The 20,547-nt window shown below is 56.6% G+C and carries 19 protein-coding genes; 16 read left to right on the plus strand and 3 right to left on the minus strand.

Annotated features, from left to right (window positions below; all coding sequences use genetic code 11):
* The 3 genes from VMN77_00895 to VMN77_00905 form a co-directional block, all read left to right on the plus strand.
* Positions 1–744: 3-hydroxyacyl-CoA dehydrogenase family protein (locus tag VMN77_00895; GenBank protein HTN42335.1), on the plus strand; the 744-nt coding region annotated here is incomplete at its 5' end.
* 8 nt (positions 745–752) lie between these two features.
* Positions 753–1,535, plus strand: coding sequence for an enoyl-CoA hydratase-related protein (locus VMN77_00900; GenBank protein HTN42336.1), 783 nt, complete (start codon positions 753–755; stop codon positions 1,533–1,535).
* Positions 1,536–1,549: 14 nt separating this feature from the next.
* Positions 1,550–2,680: a patatin-like phospholipase family protein gene (locus VMN77_00905; GenBank protein ID HTN42337.1), complete on the plus strand. Its 1,131-nt coding sequence runs from the start codon at positions 1,550–1,552 to the stop codon at positions 2,678–2,680.
* 15 nt (positions 2,681–2,695) lie between these two features.
* Here the strand turns inward: VMN77_00905 and VMN77_00910 are convergent, their stop codons facing one another.
* Positions 2,696–3,403: a DUF420 domain-containing protein gene (locus VMN77_00910; protein HTN42338.1), complete on the minus strand. Its 708-nt coding sequence runs from the start codon at positions 3,401–3,403 to the stop codon at positions 2,696–2,698.
* Positions 3,404–3,539: 136 nt separating this feature from the next.
* On the opposite strand from VMN77_00910, the gene VMN77_00915 reads away from it, so the two are divergent.
* The 10 genes from VMN77_00915 to VMN77_00960 all read left to right on the plus strand — a co-directional run bounded on the left by VMN77_00915 (position 3,540) and on the right by VMN77_00960 (position 13,297).
* The gene (locus tag VMN77_00915) at positions 3,540–4,115 is read left to right on the plus strand and encodes a response regulator (protein HTN42339.1); all 576 of its coding nucleotides are present in this window, start codon (positions 3,540–3,542) and stop codon (positions 4,113–4,115) included.
* 86 nt (positions 4,116–4,201) lie between these two features.
* Complete coding sequence (gene trpE / locus VMN77_00920) at positions 4,202–5,746, plus strand: anthranilate synthase component I (GenBank protein ID HTN42340.1); 1,545 nt, start codon at positions 4,202–4,204, stop codon at positions 5,744–5,746.
* Between the two features lie 96 nt (positions 5,747–5,842).
* On the plus strand, positions 5,843–6,406 hold the full coding sequence (locus VMN77_00925) for an aminodeoxychorismate/anthranilate synthase component II (GenBank protein HTN42341.1): 564 nt from the start codon (positions 5,843–5,845) through the stop codon (positions 6,404–6,406).
* Positions 6,407–6,417: 11 nt separating this feature from the next.
* The gene (locus VMN77_00930; GenBank protein ID HTN42342.1) at positions 6,418–6,891 is read left to right on the plus strand and encodes a phosphate-starvation-inducible PsiE family protein; all 474 of its coding nucleotides are present in this window, start codon (positions 6,418–6,420) and stop codon (positions 6,889–6,891) included.
* A 65-nt stretch (positions 6,892–6,956) separates the two neighbouring features.
* Positions 6,957–7,967: an anthranilate phosphoribosyltransferase gene (gene trpD / locus VMN77_00935; GenBank protein HTN42343.1), complete on the plus strand. Its 1,011-nt coding sequence runs from the start codon at positions 6,957–6,959 to the stop codon at positions 7,965–7,967.
* A 14-nt stretch (positions 7,968–7,981) separates the two neighbouring features.
* Positions 7,982–8,764 (plus strand): indole-3-glycerol phosphate synthase TrpC, encoded by a 783-nt coding sequence (gene trpC / locus VMN77_00940; protein ID HTN42344.1) that lies wholly within the window; start codon positions 7,982–7,984, stop codon positions 8,762–8,764.
* A gap of 10 nt (positions 8,765–8,774) precedes the next feature.
* Complete coding sequence (locus tag VMN77_00945) at positions 8,775–9,383, plus strand: phosphoribosylanthranilate isomerase (GenBank protein ID HTN42345.1); 609 nt, start codon at positions 8,775–8,777, stop codon at positions 9,381–9,383.
* On the plus strand, positions 9,380–10,573 hold the full coding sequence (gene trpB, locus VMN77_00950; GenBank protein HTN42346.1) for a tryptophan synthase subunit beta: 1,194 nt from the start codon (positions 9,380–9,382) through the stop codon (positions 10,571–10,573). Before VMN77_00945 ends, trpB begins: the two co-directional genes overlap by 4 nt.
* Before the next feature lie 179 nt (positions 10,574–10,752).
* Complete coding sequence (trpA, locus tag VMN77_00955; protein HTN42347.1) at positions 10,753–11,559, plus strand: tryptophan synthase subunit alpha; 807 nt, start codon at positions 10,753–10,755, stop codon at positions 11,557–11,559.
* A 34-nt stretch (positions 11,560–11,593) separates the two neighbouring features.
* The gene (locus tag VMN77_00960; GenBank protein HTN42348.1) at positions 11,594–13,297 is read left to right on the plus strand and encodes an HD domain-containing phosphohydrolase; all 1,704 of its coding nucleotides are present in this window, start codon (positions 11,594–11,596) and stop codon (positions 13,295–13,297) included.
* A 91-nt stretch (positions 13,298–13,388) separates the two neighbouring features.
* Here the strand turns inward: VMN77_00960 and VMN77_00965 are convergent, their stop codons facing one another.
* Together VMN77_00965 and VMN77_00970 are read right to left on the minus strand one after the other, a co-directional pair.
* Positions 13,389–14,087 (minus strand): response regulator transcription factor, encoded by a 699-nt coding sequence (locus VMN77_00965; protein ID HTN42349.1) that lies wholly within the window; start codon positions 14,085–14,087, stop codon positions 13,389–13,391.
* Positions 14,084–17,281 carry a PAS domain S-box protein gene (locus VMN77_00970; protein ID HTN42350.1) on the minus strand — a complete coding sequence of 1,066 codons (3,198 nt, stop codon included), beginning with the start codon at positions 17,279–17,281 and terminating at the stop codon, positions 14,084–14,086. The genes VMN77_00965 and VMN77_00970 overlap by 4 nt, the downstream gene beginning before the upstream one ends.
* Before the next feature lie 855 nt (positions 17,282–18,136).
* Between VMN77_00970 and VMN77_00975 the strand changes: the two genes are divergently transcribed.
* Genes VMN77_00975 through VMN77_00985 form a run of 3 tightly spaced genes read left to right on the plus strand, consistent with a single transcriptional unit; the run spans position 18,137 to position 20,511 of the window.
* Positions 18,137–18,922 (plus strand): hypothetical protein, encoded by a 786-nt coding sequence (locus tag VMN77_00975; GenBank protein HTN42351.1) that lies wholly within the window; start codon positions 18,137–18,139, stop codon positions 18,920–18,922.
* A 47-nt stretch (positions 18,923–18,969) separates the two neighbouring features.
* On the plus strand, positions 18,970–20,055 hold the full coding sequence (locus VMN77_00980) for a hypothetical protein (GenBank protein ID HTN42352.1): 1,086 nt from the start codon (positions 18,970–18,972) through the stop codon (positions 20,053–20,055).
* A 36-nt stretch (positions 20,056–20,091) separates the two neighbouring features.
* Positions 20,092–20,511 carry a hypothetical protein gene (locus tag VMN77_00985; GenBank protein HTN42353.1) on the plus strand — a complete coding sequence of 140 codons (420 nt, stop codon included), beginning with the start codon at positions 20,092–20,094 and terminating at the stop codon, positions 20,509–20,511.
* The last annotated feature ends 36 nt before the right edge of the window (positions 20,512–20,547 follow it).

Raw genomic sequence — 20,547 nt, forward strand, 5'->3', positions numbered from 1 at the left:
CTGGATACCTCCCCGGAGATCGTCCAGGCCGTTGTCGGGCTTTCCGAGCGGCTTGGGAAGACGCCGATCCGCGTCCGGGAATGCCCCGGCTTTGTCGTGAACCGGCTGCTCATGCCCTACTTGAACGAGGCCGCGCTCGCCCTCCAGGAAGGGGCGGCACCGGCCAACGATATTGATGAGGCGATGAAGGCCTTTGGCATGCCGATGGGTCCCTTCACCCTGTTGGACATGATCGGCATCGATATCGCCGAAAAAGTTTCGAATATCCTCTACGACGCCTACGGTCCCCGCATGGCCGTGGCGGGGATTTTGCCCGAGATGGTTCAGGAGAAGCGTTTCGGCCGAAAGAGCGGCGCGGGGGTTTATCGCTACGACGGGGAAAAAGACGAGGCCATGAACAAGATCCTTCAAAAGGTCCGGAAGGACACCGGAATCGTCGGAACGGGGTTTGCTCCCGAACGGCTGCTTCTCCTGATGATCAACGAGGCCGCGATCTGCCTTCAAGAGGGAACGGCCACGGCCGGCGATCTGGACCTCGCCATGGTCCTCGGGACGGGCTTTCCGCGCGAGAAGGGAGGCCCGCTTCATTATGCCGATCAGGTGGGGCTCGATGTGCTCCTAAAAGAGCTTCAGCGCTACGCCGCCGAGCTCGGTCCGCGTTTCTGGCCCGCGCCGATCATCAAGCGGATGGTTGGGGCGGGATATACCGGTCTGAAGTCCGGACGGGGATTCTTCGGCTATTAGGAGACGCCATGCCGCGGACTTTGATCGTATATCAAATTGAAGACGGTGTGGCGACCCTGACGCTGAACAACCCTCCGGCCAATGCCCTGAGCAACGCCCTCCTGGAGGAACTGGACCAGGCCGTCGAGACGTTGGGAGGAAAGACCGAGGCCAAAGCGGTCGTGATCACGGGGGCCGGCAAGATATTCGCGGCCGGGGCCGATATAAAAGAAATTGCCGAAATTGATACCGAGGATCGCGGTCGCCGGCTCACCGCGCGCGGCCAGGCGATCCTGGATCGGATCGAGCGCTTGAACAAACCCGTTCTTGCCGCCCTGAACGGCCTATTTTGCCTGGGCGGGGGGTTGGAATTGGCGATGGCCTGCCACCTCCGGATCGCGGGGGACCGCGTCCGGCTGGGCCTTCCCGAAATCACCCTCGGGATCATGCCCGGTTTCGGCGGAACCCAGCGCTTGCCCCGACTGGTGGGGACCGCCAAGGCGCTGGAACTGATCCTGACGGGCGATCGAATCAAGGCCGAAGAGGCCCGGGAGATCGGGCTGGTCAATGAGGTGGTTCCGGATTCCGAAGTCGTGAATCGGGCGCGCGCGGTGGCCAAAAAAATCGCCGGGATGGGTCAAGCGGCGGTGCGTGCGGCGCTGAGGGCCGTCATGGAAGGACAGACGCGGTCCCTGGACTCCGGATTGGAATTGGAATCGAAATTGTTCGGTTCGCTTTGCGAGACGGCCGATATGAAGGAGGGCGTCAAGGCGTTTCTGGAGAAGCGTCCGGCCCGATTCAAGGAAGCGTGACGGATGGAGTCCCTGTGAACGATAAGACCGGTCTTGGCCCATCGCGGGCATCCGCCCGGGAAGGGAAGACCGCCCTGCTGCTGGCCGGGGGAGGCTTTCCGGGGTGGATGTATGAAATCGGCTGCCTCTCCGCCCTGGACGAGTTCTTTGACGACGGGTTCAGCGTCAATGACTTTGATATCTACGTCGGCACGAGCGCCGGGGCGGGCGTGGCCGCCCTGATCGCCAATCAAGTCAAACCCATCGAAATCTTTGAGGCGATCCGGGAAAATAAAGACAGCCCGTTCAATTTCAAGAGCAGCAATATCTACAGCTTCGGCTATCAGGAAACCTGGCAGCTGTTCAGAAAACTGGTCCGGTCGCTGGGCCCGATGATGAGTTATCTGTGGCGGAACCGGAAGTGGTTTTCCATGATCGACCTGGTCCATCTTTTCGAGGAATATCTCCCCTCCGGAATCTTCACCCTTCGCAATTTTGACGAATACCTCGGATCGTTCCTGTCCCAGCCCGGCTACACGAACGATTTCCGAAAGCTGAAGGGAGAGCTGTACATTCCGGCGATTGACGTGGATCTGGGCCGCTACGACGTTTTCGGCGAGGGCGAATTCGCCGATGTGCCGATTTCCCAGGCCGTCACGGCCTCGTCGGCCGTTCCGATCGTCTTCCAACCGGTCCACATCAAGGGACGGGACTATATCGACGGAGGCGTCGGCCGCGTCGCCTACATGGACATCGCCATCAATCACGGCGCGTCTCTGGTGATCGTAATCAACCCCATCGTTCACATCGTCAACGACCGGACAAAGGTCTGCCTGCCCACCTTGTACGGGTATTGCGGCGGATTAAAGGAAAAGGGGATGTCGTACATCTTTGATCAGGGCAACCGAATCAGCACGGGCACCCGGATCTATCTCGGCCTGAAGCGGTATCAGGCTGAACATCCCGACAAGGACTTTCTTCTGATTCAACCCGATCCCTCCGACGCCTTGATGTTCTTGTACAACGTCATCAATCTGGCGGCCCGCCTGGAAATCATCAATTACGGTTACGTCTCGACCGTGAACGCCTTGAGATCCCAGTTTGAATCCTATGAAAAAAATTTCGCCAAACACGGGGTCAAGGTGACCCTGAAGCGATTTCGTTGAGATCGAAGGAGGGGATCAACCGGCCCCTTTGGGCGGCCAGATCACGTAGAGCATCGCATAGGTGATGGTGCTGGTGCAGAGGGCAATGAGGAAAAGCACCATCGTAAACGTTCCGATCATTCGATGGCGCCGCTCTCCGTCGGGAATCAGGCGCTCGATCCCTTTTTCGATCAAAAGCACAAAGGCCACCAGTAAAAAACCCGAGATGTAGACGATGAGACGTGCGATGCTGTGCCAGCGGATCAATCCCGCGACGGCGAAGAGGATAAACGCGCCGCCGAGCGTTTTATAAAAAGCGCTTCGGCTGATCGACAAGGGTCCGGGCCGCAAGACCCGGCGTCCGCTCTTCCGCACGGCGACGCGAAATCCCAGCACGATCATATAGACCGCGAGAACGAGACCGGTGCTTACCACCAGAATATGAAGGGTGAGCAGAGGCGTGAAGATGAAGTGATAAACCCAGTCCGGTCCTCCGAAACCTTCCTTCCCTTCGGTGGCCAGGGCCCCCAGACTGCGCGCCAGATAGTAAAGCGAAAAATAAGCCAGCATGCTGACCATGGCCCAGAGGGTCAGGACGTGATGTCGGTCCCCCTGTTTATTTCTTCCCATTCTCCATCCGACCATGAACAGGAGCGTGAACGCCATGGCCATGAGAAAACTCAGATCCGCCCCCAGCGTGCCGTGAGCCGGTAAAAACCCGGGCCTGCCCAGCCATTCTTTCATGTTTGGACCTCGATAAGGATGGGGGTTGATTTCCCCCGCTTCGTTCTTATAACATTCCCTCCAAGGCCCGTCAAGGAGATCGTGCGCGGCCTCCGGTTTTATTGACAGGCGGGATTGGGTGTGGTAGGTTCATTTTATGGCAGATGAAAACAAGTATTGCCTCTGTTGCGGGGAGCAGGTGCCCCTCAACAAAGTACAGCGGGATGGAAAGCTGGAGACCACCTGCGTTTACTGCGGATTTGTTTTGGACGTCGCGGTGGAGGAAGGAGGCTATGCGGCCGCTTGCATTATGACGGCCGATGATTCGGAGCTGACGCGGGACCTTCTCAAGGGAGCGATGCTCGAGAAAAAACTGGCGCGATCGGTCATTTCGGCCAGGAACGGTCAGGAATTCATCACATTGTTCACGAAAAGGTTGACCGAAAAACAGGCCGTGGATTTGGTGATTCTCGATCTGGAGATGCCGGTCATGGATGGGGTCACGGCCGCGCGGATGATGCGCGCGATCGAAGAGAAATACAAGACGGCCAAAGTTCCGATTTTATTTTTCTCCGCCCATAAATGCGATGAGAATTTGAAGCGACAGATGGCCCTGTTCAGCCCGGCGAGCTACGTCAATAAGGGAAGCGATTCCAATCCGACCAAACTCGTGGAACGAATTGATCAACTGATCGGCTATTACATGATCAATCGCGAGTCGACCGCCTCCTAACCCGCTGATTATTCAAATCTCTTCCATGAGATCGATTGACTTTTCCGCTCCCGCGTGATAACGTCAAAAATTCACGAGTCGACGGAATGAAACGAATATCGATGAAAACAATCCCGCGCGAAGCGGCGTATCATCCTTCGTTGGATGAATTTATCCGCAAGTCCGGGAAGGGGAATCTGATTCCGGTCTATCGGGAGATCCTGGCCGATCTGGAAACGCCCGTGTCCGCCTTTCTCAAAATCCGTGATGAGCGCTATGGCTTTCTCCTGGAAAGCGTGGAGGGCGGGGAAAAATGGGCGAGATACTCCTTTCTGGGAAGTCGTCCGTCGCTGGTCATCAAGGGGTCGCTCGATGAGTTGGCCTTGATCCGCCCTAAGCGGGTGGACCGTCTTCCGGTCAAGACGGACCCCCTGGAAACGCTCAAAGAGATTATGGCCGACTATCAGCCGGTGGAAGTGGAAGGGGTCCCGCGGTTCTTTGGGGGCGCCGTCGGGTATCTTGGCTACGATTTGATCCGAAGCATCGAACGGCTTCCCGATCTAAATCGCGATCGTCTGGACCTGCCGGTGATGTCTCTGATGGTTACCGACACGCTTTTGATCTTCGATAATGTGGCGCAGACGATCAAGGTGGTTTCGAACGTTCATCTGACCGGCGGAGAGCGGAGGGGACCCGATGCGGCGCGCCGGGCCTACCGCGAGGCGGTGGACAAGATCGAGGCCATTATCGCTCGATTAAGGAAGCCGGGTCGCTTTCCCAAGGAACGGCGGCGTCCCCGCGGGAAGTCTTCGGAAGTGAATATCACCTCAAACATGAGCTCGCCGGCCTTTCAGAAGATGGTGCGGCAGGCCAAGGAGTACATCCGTTCGGGTGACATTTTCCAAGTCGTGCTCTCCCAGCGTTTTGAGACCGAGGCGGGGTCCGAGCCCTTCGATATTTATCGGGCTCTTCGGGTCATCAACCCGTCGCCGTACATGTACTATCTCCAGTTGGACGGCATCGAGCTGGTCGGATCCTCGCCGGAGGTGCTCGTCCGGTGCGAGGATCGCAAAATCGAACTGCGACCGATCGCCGGCACCCGGCCGCGCGGTCGGAATGAGGAGGAGGACCAGGCGCAGGAGCGGGAGTTGCTGAACGATCAAAAGGAACGGGCGGAACATATCATGCTGGTGGATCTGGGACGCAATGATGTGGGGCGCGTCTCCGAGGTCGGAAAGGTGCATGTGGAGAAATTGATGGCGGTCGAACGGTATTCCCATGTCATGCATCTCGTCTCGCAAATCGAAGGCCGGCTCCGGAAAGACCAGGACGTTTACGATGTGATGCGGGCCGGCTTTCCCGCCGGGACCGTTTCGGGAGCGCCCAAGATCCGGGCCATGGAAATTATCGAGGAATTGGAACCGACCGGCCGCGGTCCGTACGCCGGCGCCGTGGGTTACTTCAGTTTCTCCGGAAATATGGACACATGCATCAACATCCGTACGATCGTGATCAAGGACGGGCGGGCCTATATTCAGGCCGGGGCCGGGATCGTGGCCGACTCCGATCCCGGACGCGAATATCAGGAAACGGTGAACAAGGCCAAGGCGATGCTGGCCGCGATCGAAAAGGCCCGACACGGTTTAGAATAAATCAGAGACCCGAAAGGCCGGCCCGGCGGGAGGCGGGGTGGGCTCCCACGCACGGCAAGAGATGGGGACAGGGCGACGCGACCCCCTATAAAAAATATGCTGTTGATGATCGACAACTACGACTCCTTCACGTACAACTTGGTCCAATATTTCGGGGAACTGGACCAGGACGTGCGCGTTTACCGCAACGATCGGATCACGCTGGACGAGATCGCCGAGCTCCGGCCCGAGCGGATCGTGATCTCCCCCGGACCCTGCACCCCGAAGGAAGCCGGCGTCTCGATCGAGCTCATCAAACAGTTCGCCGGCCGCCTTCCGATCCTGGGAGTCTGTCTCGGTCACCAGGCGATCGGAGAGGCCTTCGGCGGCGAGGTGGTGAGGGCCCCCCGCTTGATGCACGGTAAAACCTCGATGATTCACCACGATGGAAAGACGATTTTCAAATCGCTTCCGAACCCTTTCGAGGCGACCCGGTATCATTCACTGATCGTGAGGCGGGAGACCCTCCCTCCCGTATTGCAGGTTTCGGCCGAAACCCGGGAGGGAGAAATCATGGGCCTTCGGCATTTGAATTATCCGGTTGAAGGGGTGCAGTTTCACCCGGAATCCATCCTGACCAAGGCGGGGATGGATCTTTTGAGAAACTTTCTGAAGATATAGGGGAAAAGCCGATGAGTCCGAGTGAAGCAGAATTGCGACAGCTCCGTTTCATGGAGCGGTTGGAAAAATACGGCTACATCGCGGCCGGACTCAGTTTTCTGATATTAGGGATGGTGGTATTTTTCTACGGCTGGCTCGAATTTGTCCTCAAGATGACCGAGGGGCCTTCGCGCGCGACCCTGGTTTTGATGAACGACCTTCTTTTGGTGGTCATCCTACTTGAGCTCTTTCGGACCGTCATTAACTTTCTCAAGAGCCGAACGATCAGTCTGGAGCCCTTCCTTCATGTCGGCATCATTGCGGCCGTCCGGCGGCTTTTGACGATCGGCGCCGAAATGACCCTCCGGGGGGATATCTCCGAGACCCGCTTCAATCAATACCTGCTTGACGCGCTCGTGAGCATCGGGATCATCCTGGCCTTGGTCATCGCGCTTTATATTTACGGCCTGCGATCGAACTCGGCCGAACCCACCGGCCCGAAATAAAGGGGATGCGCGGTACCAATTCGGTCTGAAATATGGTAAAGTTTGTTTCCGGGTAACGGGGTAACATGATTAAGGAAGCGATTGCAAAAGTAGCGGACGAGGTCAACCTGACCGAGGCCGAGGCCGAGGCCGTGATGCACGAAATCATGGAGGGCCAGGCCACCGCTTCCCAGATCGCGGCCTACCTAACGGCCCTCCGGATGAAGGGCGAGACGGTCGAGGAAATCACCGGCTCGGCCCGGGTCATGCGCGAGAAGGCCGTCCGGATCCACGTGAACGACCCCTTTGTCGTCGATACCTGCGGCACCGGCGGGGATCGGATGAGCACGTTCAATATATCGACCACCACGGCCTTTGTCGTCGCCGGGACCGGGATCACGGTCGCCAAGCACGGCAATCGTTCCGTATCGAGCAGTTGCGGCAGCGCCGATGTGCTCAAGGCCCTGGAGGTGAAAATTGACTATCCCCCCGAGAGCGTCGAGGAATGTCTCAACACGATCGGCATCGGGTTCCTGTTCGCCCCGCTCTACCACGGCGCGATGAAGCATGCCATCGGGCCGCGCCAGGAGATCGGGATACGGACCCTGTTTAACATCCTGGGTCCGCTGACCAATCCGGCCCGGGCCTCCATCCAGGTCCTGGGGGTGTACGATCCGAACCTGAGCGATCTGATGGCCCAGGTCCTGATGAACCTCGGATCGCTTCATTGTTTCTGTGTGAACGGGATGGACGGGTTGGATGAAATCACGATCACGGCGAAGTCCAAGATCTGCGAGGGGAAAGAAGGGAAGGTCAAGTGCTATCACATCGAACCGGGAGATTTTAATCTTCCAACGGCCCGCGTGAAGGATCTCATCGGCGGAACGCCGGATCAAAACGCGCGGATTGTCCTGGATGTTCTCGGCGGCCAAAAAGGACCGAAACGGGACGTGGTTCTCCTCAACGCCGCGCCGGCCATCGTCGCCGCCGGAAAGGCGCGCACCCTCCAGGACGGGGTTCACCTGGCGGCGGAATCGATCGACAGCGGAGCGGCCCTGGAGAAACTGAGACGCCTCCGCGCGATGACAAACCGGTGACCCGTTCAGGGACCATGACCTTTTTGGAAGAAATATTGATCTCGACTCAAGAGACGGTTAGGAGTGCCAAACTCAACCGGCCGCTGGCCGATCTCAAGCGCCGCATCAAAGACCGGGAATCCCCGCGGACTTTTACGGGATCCCTCTCACAGAATTCGGGCCTGTCACTGATCGCCGAGTTGAAACGGGCCTCTCCCTCCCAGGGCCTGCTTCGGAAGGCCTTCGATCCGGTGGAAATCGCGACGATCTACGAGGAGGAGGGGGCGGCAGCCCTGTCGGTGCTTACGGAGGAGCGCTTCTTTCAAGGCTCCTTGAACTATCTCGTCCAGGTCCGCGCCGTCGTGCAGCGTCCGTTGCTCCGGAAGGATTTTTTGATCGACGAGTACCAGGTCTATGAAGCGCGGGCCTTTGATGCCGACGCGGTTTTGCTCATAGCGGCGATTCTGGACGACGGCCCTTTGAAGGATTACCAGGCCCTCGCGGGGGACCTCGGCATGGACAGTCTGGTGGAGGTCCATACCGAGGCGGAGCTCGAGCGCGCCTTGCAGGCGGACGCCCGTGTGATCGGAATCAACAACCGCGATCTGGCCACGTTTAAAACCGACCTGGAGACCACGTTCCGCTTGATTCGCAAAATCCCGGAGGACCGGGTTGTGGTGAGCGAGAGCGGGATCGTTCAACGAAAGGACGTCGAGCGCTTATTCGAGGCCGAGGTGGATGCCGTCCTGATCGGGGAGACCTTCATGAAGAGTCCCGACATTCGGGCCAAGATTCGGGAACTTTTCGGGAAAGAATAGGCGGACGGGGATGCGGGTCAAGATTTGCGGGATCATGAACGTCCATGACGCGCTGGCCGCCGCGGAGCTCGGAGCGGATGCGGTGGGCTTCGTCCTGTACCGGAGCAGCCCCCGTTATACGGATCTGAAGACGGTGAAGAACATCATCGCGCAGCTCCCCCCGTTCGTCACGACGGTCGGGGTCTTTGCCAACGCGGAGGAAAGAGAAATCCTGTCGACGGTCAACGAATGCGGACTCGATCTGATCCAGCTTCAAGGAGACGAGCCGGCGGATCTCTGCCGGCGTTTGGGCAACCGGGTCATCAAGGCGATCCGGGTTCGCGACAAATTCAGTCTCAATCGAATGATTCCTTACAAGGTCAGGGCCTTTGTGCTGGACACGTTTCGCGACGGACAGCTCGGGGGAACGGGCGAAATCTTTGATTGGAATCTGGCTGTCGATGCCAAAAAATTCGGGAAAATCATCCTGGCCGGCGGTCTGACGCCGGAGAACATCGGGGCGGCAATCGAGCAAGTCCGGCCCTACGGCGTAGATGTCAGCAGCGGTGTGGAAGAGCGCGTGGGAAAGAAAGACATAACAAAACTTAAGCGATTCATCGAAATCGCCAAACAGACATGACGACACAACCCGATTCGAGCGGCCACTTCGGTATTTATGGGGGTAGGTTTGCCCCGGAGACGTTGATCCCGGCGCTTAACGAACTTGATAAATATTATCAATTATCCAAAAATGATAAGGAGTTCCAGGATAATCTTAATAAATTTCTTAATGAATTTGCCGGCCGACCCACCCCGCTTTATTTTGCCCGGGGCTTGACCCGAAAATTTGGCGGAGCCAAGATCTATTTAAAACGCGAGGATCTGTGTCATACGGGAGCCCACAAGATCAACAACACGATCGGGCAGGCCTTCCTGGCCAAGCGCATGGGCAAGCGACGGGTCATCGCCGAAACCGGTGCCGGCCAGCATGGCGTGGCCGTGGCGACGGTCGCGGCCGTTTTCGGGCTTGAGTGCGAAGTGTACATGGGCACCGAAGACATGGAGCGTCAATCCCTCAATGTCTACCGGATGCGCCTGATGGGGGCGAAGGTGTCGCCGGTCGATTCCGGAAGCCGGACGCTTAAGGATGCCATCAACGAGGCGATGCGGGATTGGACCACGAACGTGCGCAGCACCCATTATATTCTCGGCTCGGTACTCGGTCCGCACCCTTTTCCAGTGATGATCCGTGATTTTCAGAAGGTGATCGGGCTGGAAGCCCGCCGACAAATCCGGAAAGCGGAGGGTCGTCTTCCCGACTATCTGGTGGCCTGCGTGGGGGGAGGCAGCAACGCCATGGGGCTGTTTTATCCTTTTTTAAACGACCGGACGGTGCAAATGATCGGGGTGGAGGCCGGCGGCCACGGGATCGAGAGCGGAAAACACGCCGCGCGCTTCGCGGACGGTTCCGTGGGGGTTCTTCACGGCACGATGACTTATCTTCTCCAGGACGACGACGGTCAGATTCGCCTGACGCACTCCGTTTCAGCCGGGCTGGACTACGCCGCGGTCGGACCGGAGCACAGTTACTATCACGACCGGGGTCGGATCCGATTCACGAACGCCACGGACCAGGAGGCCCTGGCTGCGTTCGACCTCCTGAGCCAGGTGGAGGGGATCATGCCGGCGCTCGAATCGGCCCATGCGGTGGCCCACGTCGTGAAACTGGCCCCCCGCCTCAGGCGAAACCAGATCATCGTGCTCAATCTCTCCGGCCGGGGCGACAAGGACGTCATGCAGGTGGCAAAACTCCGGGGGGTGAAACTATAACCGTGGCCATGAAACAGCGGGTGTAAGCGTGTGTGAGGGGGAGGCTCCATCCGGCTGGGCCGGTGGAGGGGGCGACGCAAGCCCCTATGATAGTCGTCATGCAGGTGGCAAAACTCCGGGGGGTGAAACTATAACCGTGGCCATGAAACAACGGGCGTCGGCGAGCGAGAGCATGCATTATGTCTAGAATTGGGAAGGTCTTTGCAGGCCTACGAGCCAAGGAGGAGAAGGCGCTCATTCCGTACATCATGGCCGGCGATCCTTATCTTGAAAGAACGGAGGAATTGGTGCTGGCGATGGACCGGGCCGGCGCCGACATCATCGAGCTGGGCGTCCCTTTTTCCGACCCGATTGCGGACGGCCCCGTGATCCAGAAGGCCGGTCAGCGGGCCCTGCAAAGGAAAACATCCTTAAAGGATATCTTAAAGTTAGTCGATGATATTCGTAAAAAAAGTAATATTCCTGTTGTCCTAATGACCTACTACAACCCGATTCATAAGTTCGGTGTCGGGAAATTTTTCAAGCAGGCAGAGACCGCCGGCGTGGACGGGGTGATCATTCCGGATCTTCCTCCCGAGGAAGGCCGGACCGTGTCGGAGGAGAGCCGGAGGAGCGGGTTAAATTGGATTTTATTGTCCGCGCCCACCACACCGATCAAGCGTCTCCGCTTCCTGTCCGAACAGACACAGGGTTTTCTCTATTACGTCTCCTTAACCGGCATCACGGGCGCTTCGCTGAAAGACCTGTCGGAAGTCCGGGCCCGCCTGAAGCTCATACGACGAATGACGGATAATCCAGTGGCGATCGGGTTCGGAATTACTACCCCGGAGCAGGCCAGGGCTCTGGGAAAACTGGCGGACGGGGTGATCGTGGGCAGCGCGATCGTCCGCTTGGTGGAACAGCATTTAGAAAACCCCGAGCTCCCCTCCGTTGTTTCGGAATTTGTGAAACGCTTGAAACAGGCCTTGACCCCGAGGCCCTCCTGAAGCACGGCCGTTCCAATCTTGCGCAGATGAAATCATGATCACAAAACGATCCTCCAAAGGACGGCGGAGCACGGATCAAACCGGTGCCGTATTGAGGCTCAAAAGAGAGCTCACGCTGGAACGGGCCAAGCGGGAAGTGCTCCAAGGGGTAAGCCGAATAGCTCTGGAGGCTCGATCGCTCGATCGTCTTTACGACCACTACCTCGGCGTGATCCTGAAACTCACGCGGACGAGGGCCGGCTCGATCCTGCTTTTGGACGAGGTGACGAAGGATCTCATCGTCGCGGCGTGCAAGGGTAAGGGTTCGGAGGGTCTGGTCGGAAGGCGTATCCCGGCGGGGGAAGGCATCGCGGGTTGGGTCCTACGAACCGGTCGTAGCTATTTTACACTCGACGTGGAACAGGATGGGCCAATCAGGAAGGTATTCGGCCAGGGAGTCGGGGCGGGGCCGCAGAACAGGCTCTGCGTTCCTCTCAAGATCGCGCGGCGCGTGTTGGGCGTCGTTGAAGTTTTAAATAAAAAGGACCGGCGGTCCTTTCAGCGTGAGGATCTCCGTCTTCTGGAAGCGCTCGCGGCCCAGGTCGCCACGGTGATCGAGAACACCCGGTTGTTTAAAAAATACGACAACAAGGTCCGGAAACTCAAGACCCTGAAGGAGATCAGCCAACTGCTCAATTCGACGCTGGATGAGAAAGAAGTCAAACGACGGGCGATGGAGGCGGCCACCCGTTTGATGGAGGCCGAAGTGGGATCCCTTCTTCTCATTGATGAGGCGACCCGTGAATTGTATTTCGAAGTCGAACTGGGGAAGCGTGGAGAGCGGGTCAAGGAAGTCCGCCTGAAGGTGGGGGAGGGGATAGCCGGCTGGGTGGCCAAAACGGGAGAACCGGTGATCGTGGCGGACGTGCGGAAGGATCCGCGTTTCAGTTGGAAAGTCGAAGAGAAGAGTTTGTTCAAGACACGCAACATGATCTGCGTTCCGATCAAGATCAAGGGCAGGATCGTCGGGGTATTGCAGGCGATAAATAAATCGGGGCCCCAGCCCTTTTCCAAATGGGATCTCGAGGAGTTTCAGAGCTTGGCCGACCAGGTGGCGGTCGCCATAGACAACGCAAATCTCTATAAGGAGTTGCAGGAGACCTTTTTCGGCACGGCCGAGGCCCTGGCCGATGCGATCGAAGCGAAGGATCCCTACACGGCGGGGCATACACGGCGGGTCTTGGCTTACTCGATGGCCATGGGTAAGGTTTTGGCTCTCTCGGATTTGGAAATGGAAAATCTGAGGCTGGCCTCGCTGCTCCACGACATCGGAAAGATTGGAATCGAGGACCGTATTCTATTAAAACCGGGCAAGCTTGAGGAGGCCGAACGCCTGAGGATGGAAGGGCACACGACCATCGGCCCAAAAATCGTCGACCGCGTCAAACAGTTGCGCAAGATTGTCCCTGGCATCATGCACCATCATGAGAAATATGACGGGACCGGCTACCCCAGCGGATTAAAAGGCCATCAGATCCCGCTGATCGCACGGATCATCGGCGTGGCGGATTGTTTCGATGCCATGACCACGAACCGCCCCTATCGGAAGGGGCTTTCCGTTCAAACGGCACTGGACGAGATCCAAAAGTTGGCGGGGACTCAATTGGACGAAAAAGTGGTCGAAGCGTTCGTTCGAACCTATCGGAGGAATGGACTGAAAGAGACCCTCAAGGCCCGTTCTTCAGCCCCCGCCCCCTAGGTCGTCGCGGCATTTCGAATTACACTACTCTCTTTAGGGTATTTTTTAAACAGGAACAAGATATGGTGAATTAATTTTTCGGATTAAAGGATCAGGATTGGATGATTCCGTGTCGAATCGCGTATCTGACCAGATCGGTAATCCGGTGAACGTTCAGTTTTTTCATGATTTTCTTGCGATGGGTTGCGACGGTGGACGGACTCAGGTGAAGGGATGTTGCGATCGTTTCATTGGAATTTCCCTCGGACAGGAGCTGTAAAACCTCCCGTTCCCTCCCCGTCAGGGGCTGTTCAACGGTTTCGGCCGGCGCGCCCTCCGGGGTTCCAAGGTACTCCTTGATGAGTTTACGCGAAAGAGAGGGGCTCAAATAGGAATTGCCTTGATGGGCTTCCTCAATCGCCAGGAAGAGCTCATCGGCGGTTGCATCTTTTAAAAGATAACCGCTCGCTCCGGCCTTCAAGACCCTTCTCAGAAATTCGTCATTATCATGCATGCTCAGGATCAGGATCTTCGTTTCCGGGCTGGACTGCGAGATGATTCGCGTGGCCTCGATCCCATTGAGGTTGGGCATCGAAATATCCATCAGGACGACATCCGGCCTGAGAGCCGGTATTTCTCTTAACGCCGCTCGTCCGTCCCGGGCCGTTCCCACGACCTTTATGGAAGGATGATTGTGGATCAACCGGACCAGCCCATCCAGGAGGACTTGATGATCATCCACCAGAAAAACTTTAATGGGATTCGCGTTCCGTCCCGGCCGGGCCTGATCCACTAACCCTATCGGACTCATTCCGCCCTCGGAACTTTCACGGAGATTTCGGTCCCCTTGCCCGGGCTCGACATAATTTTCAGGGTCCCTTTAAGAAGGTTGGCCCGCTCTTGAATGCTGATCAACCCGATTCCATGGAGCCCTTTCCCTTCTTTTGCGGATTGATCCAGGGAGAATCCAATCCCGTTATCCTTGATCGAGAGGTGAAGCTCTTTGCCGGTTTCTTCCAATCCGACGACGGCATGGGTGGCGCGGGCATGTTGGGCTATATTATTTAGGGATTCCTGGACCATCCGATAGAGATGGGTGGCCACGTTGGACGGGAGCACCTTATCGGTTGTATGGTTGACGAATTTCATCTGAATGCCCGTCAACTTTTGAAAGTCCTTGATATAGGATTCCAGTGTGGCGGTCAACCCGAGCTCGTCCAGAATTTCAGGCCGCTTTTGCTTGGATAACTTGCGAACCTCTTGCGAGATTTTCTTTAACTGGTCCACAGCGGCACGGATTTCCTGACGTAATTCCCGAAGTCCCGAGGCCCGGTCTCGATCGAGTCTTTCCAGCCCCATTCTCACGGCGTTGATCGATTGTGCGATGTTGTCGTGTAATTCACGCGAAATGAATTGATATTCGTTTTCCTGGATTTGGAGGACATGGTGGGAAAGCTGTTGGAGTTTCTTGAGCGCGTCCTGGAGGGCCTTTTCCGCCCGTTTACGCTCGGAGACCTGTTGCTTTAATACTGTATTGGCATTTGATAGCTGGGCGGTTCTTTGCTCAACGCGTATTTCCATCCCGTCGAGAGCCTTGCGCAGCGCTATTTCGGCCCGCACCCGCTCGGTGACGTCACGAAAACTCCACACCCTTCCGACGCTTGACCCTCCGATCCGTTGTGGCTGCGAATAGCGCTCAACGATCCGGCCGTCTTTAAATTCCAGGATGTCGTAGCCCGTCGCATCCGGATCGTCGTACAATTCATTCAATCGCTTAATAAATCCTTCCGGGTCGTTGAGTAGATTCTTGGAAACGGCCCGCGCTATTTTGGCATCCCTCAACGCGATTATAGAGTCGGGCAGTTGCCAAATCTCGACAAACTTTTGATTATAACTCACCATCATTCCATCGCGGTCGACCACGAGGATGCCGTCGGCGGTTGATTCAAGCGTTGCGCGAAGAAGCGAAACCGATTTTTCAAGTTCCATCGCGGCACGGTCCCGCTCGGTGATGTCGGAGGCGATGATCAGGGCGGTTTCGATTTTTCCCTCCTGAATGATCGGAACCAGGTTGCTTTGCCATCGGGTCGGGCCCACGGAGTCCAACACAATGGACTGCGGCTCTCCGGTCTCGAAAAGCTTTTCGATTTTTTCCCTGTATACGGCGGCCTGGCCGGGCGGGATATAATCGGTCACATTGGTCCCGATAACGCCCTCAACCGTATATTGGGGTAGGGTATGATTGATAAATAAAATCGTCCCCTGGCGGTCGATATTCATAATCACGTCCGGAGAGGCTTCTACGAGGGTCCGATACCTTCGTTCCGACCTTCGCAGTTCCTCTTCGGCCCGCTTCTGCTCGGTGACGTCCCTGATGGTTGCGATGGCGCCCACGATCTTGCCCTGTGCGTTGCGGAACGGGCCGTAGCGGACGGAGGACCAGCCCGTCATGCCGGTTTGCTTGATCACGTAGGGGACATCCAGATACGAAAAGGTCTCGCCGGTCATCGCCCTCCGGAGACTGGCCTCCATTTGCTCCACGGTTTTTTCGTTTATCATGTGTTTTCCGTGTGCCTCTAATAACAGAGACGGCAAATCCCGGGGGCATTTTCCCAACATCTTTTCGGCCCGAAGTCCGCTTAATTCCTCCATGAAGGAATTCCAGACCAGGTACCGAAGGTCGCGATCGTAGACGATGATACCCTCCCGGGCGTTGGCGATGACCTGATGGTTGAATTGGCTCGACTCCCGAAGCGCCTCCTCGGCCTGCTTGTGCTCGGTGACGTCCATTGAGGCGCCGACGGTGCGCACCGGGCGGCGCACGCCCCCCACCTCGGCAAAAAAAGTTTGCGATCGCGTGGTAAGCCACCGGACGGCGCCGTCTCGACGTATGATTCGAAATTCCACGTCAAATCGGCCGTCTCCCGCCGGATCGTGAGCGCCATGGGCGGCCGCCGTGATTCGCTCGCGGTCTTCCGGATGGAGGCAATCAAGGAATCGGGGGAGGCTCACGGGTTCATCCGGGGACCACCCGTGAATTTCCCGTTGCTCGGGTGACCAGTAATGGGATTCGAGGAGGTGGTCGTGAACAAAGATGCCGGTCCGGGAGGCACGCACGGCCTCATGCAACAGCGCCTCGTTTTTGCGCAAGGCCTCCTCTGCCCGCCTGCGTTCGGTGATATCCCGGAAACTCCAAACTCTTCCGACGCTCTTTCCGCCGATCCGCTGCGGCTGCGAATAACGCTCAAAGACCCTTCCGTCCTTAAATTCCAGGACGTCGAAGCTCTCGGCTTCCGATTGATTATGCAGAGTCTTCACTCTTGTCAAAAATCCTTCAGGATCTTTGACCTGCTTCATGGCAAATTCCAGCCCTTGATTGGCATCCTGAGAAGCAATAATGGATTCGGGCAATTGCCACATTTCCAAGAATTTTTGATTATAGGTAACAATTTTTCTCTCGAGGTCCACCACGAGGATGGCGTCGGCGGTTGATTCGAGCGTTGCGCGGAGAAGGGAATAAGACTTTTCGAGTTCCTCCTCCGCTTTCTTGCGCTTGTGTTCTTCCATCACCCTGGAAACAATATCCCCCAGGGTACCGGCGAAATTCTGTTCGTCCGGGGCCCACCGGCGCGAGGGTCCGATATGTTCGTGACAGATGACCCCGACGGTTTGGCCGTCGAGGCGGATGGGCGCGTCCAGCATGGAGGTGATACCGAGGGGAAATAGGTAGGAGGTGGAGAATTCCTTGGTTTGGGGATCGGTCCGGGCATCATGCGCCGCAATGGTCCGCGCGCTTTCCAGCGCCGTGAAGTAAGCGGGGTAGGCTTCGGCGCTCAGCTCCGCTCCCTCCGAATGTTTCCCGGTGTTCCGCTCATAGAGGTCCGCGCAGCAAATCTTCGAGTGATCGTCATTGTACAGCCACACGCCGACCCGCTCGACGTCAAGGATCCGAGCGGCCGCCTCGGTGATTTTCCTCAGGCCGGACCCAAGATCGCGGGATTTCAAGGAACATTCCCTTGTCAGCTTGACAAGGACATCGTTCTGTGACCGGAGTCTTTTTTCGCTCGCACTTAATAATTCTTCCGCCGGTCGGCTCTGAGAATATGTTCCTGCCGCCGGGGATGACACACGAGCCCCCGAATCATCGGTTGGTCCTCCTATATCCTTATTTTTATCAAGCATAATAATTTACCCGGTCTGAATCCCATCAGGATCATAAGCGGATAAAAACAGGTAACTCGCCTTTTCGGGAAAACCGACCCCAGTATAGTAGGATTTTCAATTTTAAGCAACCTTCGCCTAAGATAATCCACCCTGCATCCGGGGTGAGGATTGCGCCTGCGATTCGACTCATTTTGAATTGTACCGACCCTCCTTTCGGGGGGAGCACCCCCTCCCTTTGCCCGGATTGACCATTCGGTAATCTGTGGGTATATAATCGTCCAGAAAATAAACGGAATTTATTTCAATGGAAAAACTTATGGACTGGAATAACGGGAATAAGGCTTGAGATTTTTGAGGTCGGTCTCGTAAAAAATCGGAATTCGAGATATTTATTGATTAAATTTTGAAATTTGGTGACCGGCCCCACCCCAAAAGGCCATCCGTTCAGATGGAAGTTGACCCGCTTAAACTGCCGTCGGCGTACCATTGGCATACGGTGAAGGTGGCCGCCTTTGTCGGAGTTGATCGGGCCGGTCACATTCAATAGATCAATAATTCTATCCCGCCTTCGCCGTCATGGAATTACCTCCTCCACTTGGATCAATCTCCATAACGAGGCCCGAGGGAATCCTGTGCTATACTCAATGGCATGAAATCATAGGGGTCCGGCTCACGGCTGACGGGGAGGGAATCGCGATGCGCGTATTTGAAATGCGGTTTGTTGCGATGGCGGGGCTGATGGCGCTTTGGTTTTCAGGCTGCGGAGATAACAATAATGTGCTCGGTGGCCTGGCGGACGACAGTTCGATTCAGGCCAAGACTCAAGACGGGCAGGCGGCGCTCGATCAAGGGGACTGCCAGGCCGCGATCAATAACTTTACCGAGGTCTACGACCACGATCCCAACGATGTCAAGGCACGAATCAATATTTCCGCGGCATATGCCTGCCGCGCCGGCTTCAGCGCCACGACGCTGATACGGATCGCGGCGGATTTTATCGCCTCCGGACAGTCCGTGGATCAATTCAACCTCTTCAAGGCCATCGCGGATGACGTGGTCCCCCACGCCTCGGCCACCTGGGATGCCGACACGGCCCAGGCCCTTTCCTATTTGACGGATCTGAATCTGCCCCCGACCGGAAGCTGCAATCCGGCGCCGTTTGCCTACGATTCCAACGCGGCTTTCCATGCGGCAATCATTTCGACCGCCCGGTCGGTATTCGCCCTTTCCCAGATTCAAGGCGCGACCCCGGATGTCATCCAGATCAATCTGATTACTCCAACCGTCGTGATGCAGATCGGCAACGCACTGAGCGCCGCCGATGGGGGGATGGTCTGCGCCAACAGCCTTATCGGAGGAACGGCAATATTAGATACCGATCTGGCCCAGGCGATTCACGACCTGAACCTGGCGGCCGGTACACTTCTGGCCCCCGCCGATCTGGAAGCGTTTCTGACGGGCCAGGGGTTTACGCTTCAATAAGCACAACTTAACCGGTCATGCGTTTAATTCGGAGGAGGAGAAAAGGCATGCGAAAATGGATCGCGGCTTTGCCGATTCTGACGATTTTTATGGCGGGGACGGTCGCCGCGGACGAGTTGCCGATTTTCTATAAGGGCATCCGGCCGCTCGGGATGGGCGGTGCCTTCACCGCCGTGGGGGACGATGAGAATGCGATGTTCTACAACCCGGCCGGTCTTAACAGCATCAAGGGATTCGGGGAAGCGGAGGTTCTCAACCCTTACGCGGAAGCCGATAAAAATGTCATTCCCTTTTACAACGACGTTCAAGATATCGCGGATGCCTCGAACGACACCGAGCAGGCCCAGCTGGCCGCGAATCTGCTCGACAAATGGCTCGGAAAACATGTCCACCTCCGGACCGGATTGTTTCCCAATGTCACCATGCATAACTTCGGGATCGGCTTTCTGGGCCAGGCCGCGGTCGACGGGGAGGTTCACAATCCGCTGGGCGTCAATACGCTGCAACTACGAGGAGGCTATGACCTGGCGCTGGTGGTGTCGGGTGCGTATGGTTTTAAGGTTTTCAACGGCCCGCTCCGAATCGGGGTTACCGGCAAGGTGATCGACCGCCAGCTGCTCGAACAAAACTACACGGTAACTGACCTGGTCGAGGAAAACGGGATCGATCTGCACAAGGGCCTCCAACACGGAAACGGTGTCGGTGTGGATCTGGGGGTGATCTACGCCTTGCCGGTCATTTTTGAGCCGGCCCTTGGGGTTTCCCTTCAGAACGTCGGGGACGTGAACATGGGCGACGCCGGCACAATCCAGCAGCAGCTGAACCTGGGCGTCGCCCTTCGTCCGCCGGTCGGCTTCGGGAAGCTGCTCCTGGCCCTCGATTACATCGATGCGACCCACCAATTGGGAATTGACAATGATATGGCAAAACGGGTAAATATGGGTGTGGAGTACAAATTCCCGTTCCTGGTCACGCTTCGGGCCGGGCTGCATCAAGGGTATCCGAGTTATGGGGCCGCGGTGGACTTCTGGGCGGTTAAGGCCAGCTATGCCTATTACATCGAGGAGCTCGGGGCCTATGCCGGGCAGCGGCCGGATCGCAGGAACATGGTCCAGATCTCGTTTGGGTTTTAATGAGAATTTTATAGAAAGAAATGGAGATTAAGTTATATGATTAAATTTCTATTGGGTCTCTTGTTGATTCCCGCTTTTTTAATGGGCTGTGGGCAGAGTAACAATTCCAATACCAACATTCAAGAAGGAAAATCCGGCGGGAACATTATCGTCCATGTTGCGGATGGCGACCCGACATCAAGACCTCTTTATACGTGGGAAGACCTTAACAATGATATGACGGCGATGAAAATCGCAGTAGCACGGACATCGGATCTAAAAGACGTCTGGAGTATCCAGTCCACTACTCTCTCTGACACTATTCAATCTCCATGGCAGCAGGGTACTACCGGCGGGTCAGTTAGTGAGACCGTTAGCACAGAACGCGATTTACAGACAAACATCGAGTATCGTGTAACGATAACAAAGGCCGATGGTATCACTTCTGGATACCGGAATTTTACGATTATGCCGTAGGGACAATTGAAATAACCTCCGTTTTCGGGTGTGATC

The organism is Nitrospiria bacterium (assembly GCA_035498035.1).
GTDB lineage: Bacteria > Nitrospirota > Nitrospiria > JACQBZ01 > JACQBZ01 > JACQBZ01.